Annotated in this window: 5 protein-coding genes; all 5 read left to right on the forward strand. The window is 43.1% G+C overall.

All coding sequences use genetic code 11. The features are described from left to right. Positions 1–105: 105 nt before the first annotated feature. Entirely contained in the window at positions 106–852 is a 747-nt protein-coding gene (locus tag VN105_RS05220; RefSeq protein ID WP_325638621.1) for a PPK2 family polyphosphate kinase, read from the forward strand. Positions 853–927: 75 nt separating this feature from the next. Continuing rightward, positions 928–1,356 (forward strand): large conductance mechanosensitive channel protein MscL, encoded by a 429-nt coding sequence (mscL, locus tag VN105_RS05225; RefSeq protein WP_325638623.1) that lies wholly within the window; start codon positions 928–930, stop codon positions 1,354–1,356. Positions 1,357–1,445: 89 nt separating this feature from the next. After that, positions 1,446–2,390: a DUF3078 domain-containing protein gene (locus VN105_RS05230; RefSeq protein WP_325638625.1), complete on the forward strand. Its 945-nt coding sequence runs from the start codon at positions 1,446–1,448 to the stop codon at positions 2,388–2,390. A 108-nt stretch (positions 2,391–2,498) separates the two neighbouring features. Next, complete coding sequence (locus VN105_RS05235) at positions 2,499–3,293, forward strand: segregation and condensation protein A (protein WP_325638627.1); 795 nt, start codon at positions 2,499–2,501, stop codon at positions 3,291–3,293. Then, on the forward strand, positions 3,286–3,620 hold a 335-nt coding region (locus tag VN105_RS05240; protein ID WP_325638629.1), incomplete at its 3' end, for an AraC family ligand binding domain-containing protein. The genes VN105_RS05235 and VN105_RS05240, both read left to right, overlap by 8 nt.

Genomic DNA, 3,620 nt, shown 5'->3' on the forward strand with positions numbered 1-3,620 from the left:
GAGTACAAAGGTGCAGGTATCCTTAATATTCAGCAAAATATAAATCATGATAATCGCAACACTTCTGTTCTGATTTTGTTAAATTTATTTATAAGAATGCGTTACATGGGTAAAATCAAATTGTCAGCTATCAGCACATCAGCTCCAAAAAAGCTGGAAAAAGAAACCATTAAGGCGGTAACCCGGGAATTGCTGGAAGAACTGGATGAGCTCCAGAACCTGCTCTACGCCCAGCATAAGTACAGTGTATTGCTGGTGGTACAGGGAATGGATGCCAGCGGGAAAGATGGGGTTATCAAAAATGTTACGGGTACCTTAAATCCGCAGGGATGTGTTGTTCACTCTTTCAAAGCGCCCAGCCCGGAGGAATCAGAACATGATTTCCTGTGGAGGGTACATCAGCACGCGCCGGGTAAAGGCATGATCCAGGTATTTAACCGCTCGCACTACGAAGATATCCTTATACAACGTGTGCATAAGTGGATTGACGATAAGATGGCTTTTAAACGGATGGAAGCCATTAACGATTTTGAGAAACTGCTGACGGTTCATAATAATACGCATATCATAAAATGCTACCTGCATGTATCGCGTGAAGCACAGCAGCAGCGCCTGGTGGAACGGACAGAAGATCCACGTAAAATGTGGAAGTATAATGAAAATGACCTGACAGAAGCCAAGCTGTGGGATAAATATATGGATGCCTATGAAGATGCTATCAACCACTGTAACTATATACCATGGCTGGTTGTACCGGCAGATCAGAACTGGTATAAGGAGTACCTGATTGCGCTAACGTTGAGGGATACACTGAAATCGCTGAAGATGAAATATCCCCGCTTAAAGAAATAATAACCTAATAATTAACGTGTTCGGTTATTATACTTTAATTTTGTTCACTTATTTTAACCAATAAAACCTTGCATTATGTCGTTCATCAAAGAGTTTAAAGAGTTTGCCATGAAGGGCAATGTAATGGATCTTGCTGTGGGTGTGATTATAGGTGGTGCATTTGGAAAGATTGTTACATCCCTGGTAGATAATATCCTGATGCCAATCATCGGATTATTTACGCGGGGAAAGAATTTTAACGACGTCTTTTATGTATTGGACACAAGTAAGGGGGATGTGACTACCCTGGCAGATGCAAAAGCCAAGGGCGTGGCGGTATTTGCCTATGGCGCGTTTATACAGAGCGTGATCGATTTCCTGATCATTGCCTTTTGTATTTTCCTGCTGGTGAAATTTATGAACAGACTTACGAAGATGAAAGAAGAAGCCCCGGCTCCGGCTGAACTGTCTACACAGGAAAAACTGCTCATGGAAATCCGTGATGAACTGAAGAAATCCAGATAAAATTTTTTAGCAATATACCCACCATCCCATTTTTTCCTTCCCGGAAGAAGTGGGATAGTTATTACGTATACTCACTTAAACACAATTTGATGAAAAAAATTACTTTATCCATTGCCTGCTGTATGCTACTGTTTACAGCCGTGCACGCGCAAAATGACTGGATGAAGACGTCGAGAGAAGAAGCTGCAGGCAAGATCAAGAAAGATCCTAACGACACGATTCCCAAAATATGGAGAAAGGGGATGAATATTAATGTAAACATCAACCAGGGATCATTAAGTAACTGGGCTGCGGGAGGCGACAATTTTGCATTCTCTATCGGATCCAATTTATTTGCATGGGCCTTTTACAAAAAAGGAAAGCATTCCTGGGACAACGTTGCAGACCTGGCATATGGCTATATTAATACCACCAGTTTGGGAGGCCGGAAGAATGATGACCGTATAGACCTCACTTCCAAGTATGGCTATGAAATTGGTAAGAACTGGTATTTAAGCGGTTTGGTGAACCTGCGTACGCAATTTGCCAATGGTTACCTGTACCCGTCAGATACCACGCCGCAGTTGTCGTCCAAGTTCTTCTCCCCTGCGTATGTGCTGGTATCACCAGGCTTTGATTATAAGCCCGATCCGTCATTTTCTTTATTCATGTCGCCCGCTACTTCCCGTTTTGTGTTTGTAATGGATGATGTACTGTCCAAACAGGGCGCTTACGGTGTAGATACAGGTTCGCATTTTAAATATGAGATAGGCGCCTACCTGTCTGCCAACTATATAAAAACCTTCGCCAAAAATATGACCTATAAGGGCCGGCTGGATTTATTTTCAGATTACCGGCATAACCCGGGAAATATAGATGTATTTTTCACCAACGCATTGGAACTGAAGGTAAATAAGTGGATTTCAGCCCTGCTTACCGTAGATATGATATATGATGATGATGTAAAAGTATTTGAGAATAAAGAAACTGGTGTGATGGGGCCCCGTCTACAGATAAAACAGGTAATAGGGATTGGCTTTGCTGCCAAGTTCTGATTCGGAGGAATTTTGTTATTTTTGATATCGCGCAGCGGCATAGGAAAAAGCATCTGGTGATCCTGTGCAATTGTGCGATATTTTTTTTAAAAACATTAAACGCATTACGTGAGCGAGCAGGCACCTGTCTATAAGATCAAATTACCGCAATTTGAGGGTCCTTTCGACCTGTTGCTGTTCTTCATTGAACGTGATGAGCTGGATATCTACAATATCCCTATCAACACCCTCACGCAGGATTTCCTGGATTATATTCATCATATTGAATCGCTGAATATTGAGTTGGCCAGTGAATTTATTCTCTTTGTATCCACTCTCATGCGTATTAAGGCGAAAATGCTGTTGCCGCGTAAGGAACTGGATGAGCAGGGAAATGAAATAGATCCCCGGATGGAGCTGATAGACAAGATCCTGGAGTATAAGCGCTACAAACTGGCAGCTGCAGAACTGGCCGAAATGGAGGCCGACCGTATGTTATCTGTAAAGCGGGGAAATATTGCGAAAGAACTGGCGGAGATCGGGGAAGTGACCAGTGAAGGTACGGAAGTGCAAACCCTCACCCTCTTCAAGCTGACAAAAACCTTTGAAAAGGTGATACAGCGTATGAAGGAGCGGGATAATAAGCCCCAGCACGTTGTATATAAATACGATTATACCATGGAGGGCTCCAGGATGTATATGGAGGAGCTGGCGAGGGCTGAGCGTACTTTATCTTTTGAAAAAATATTCGATCACTGTAAAGACCGGGTGCATGCTATTTTCCTGTTCCTCAGTATGCTGGAACTGGTACAAATGAAGCATATGGGTATTATGGTGGGAGAAGGCAGAAATAATTTTATCATTGAATACATTGATCCTTCCGACAGGGAGGAAGAACCTGCAGGAACTTTAATAGATGGCTGAGAAACGTGAAAATATCGGGATTGTGTCTTTACCGGAATACTCGCATGTAGACCCGGGATTTGTGGTATCCGGCCTTTGTGAGTTAGGCGACAGCTTTTTTGACCAGATCGGCGTGCCCCACCGGCACGACTTCTATACCATTTACTGGATCAAGAAAGGCAAGCTGCTGCATACCATTGATGCGGTTACGCACGAGGTAAAAAAGAATACACTTTTCTTTGTAGCCCCCGGCCAGGTGCATAACCTGCAGGCCACTGATAAAATAGACGGCTACATGATCGCATTCCGGGATGCATTTATGTGTTTAAAAGATCAGACACAGGTATC

The sequence above is a fragment of the Chitinophaga sp. genome, assembly GCF_035564935.1.
In the GTDB taxonomy this organism is placed as follows: domain Bacteria; phylum Bacteroidota; class Bacteroidia; order Chitinophagales; family Chitinophagaceae; genus Chitinophaga.

Bases quoted from the DNA above. Each gene is read 5' to 3' on its own strand.
- VN105_RS05220 (WP_325638621.1), top strand. From the start codon at position 106: ATGGGTAAAATCAAATTGTCAGCTATCAGCACATCAGCTCCAAAAAAG.
- mscL (WP_325638623.1), top strand. From the start codon at position 928: ATGTCGTTCATCAAAGAGTTTAAAGAGTTTGCCATGAAGGGCAATGTA.
- VN105_RS05230 (WP_325638625.1), top strand. From the start codon at position 1,446: ATGAAAAAAATTACTTTATCCATTGCCTGCTGTATGCTACTGTTTACA.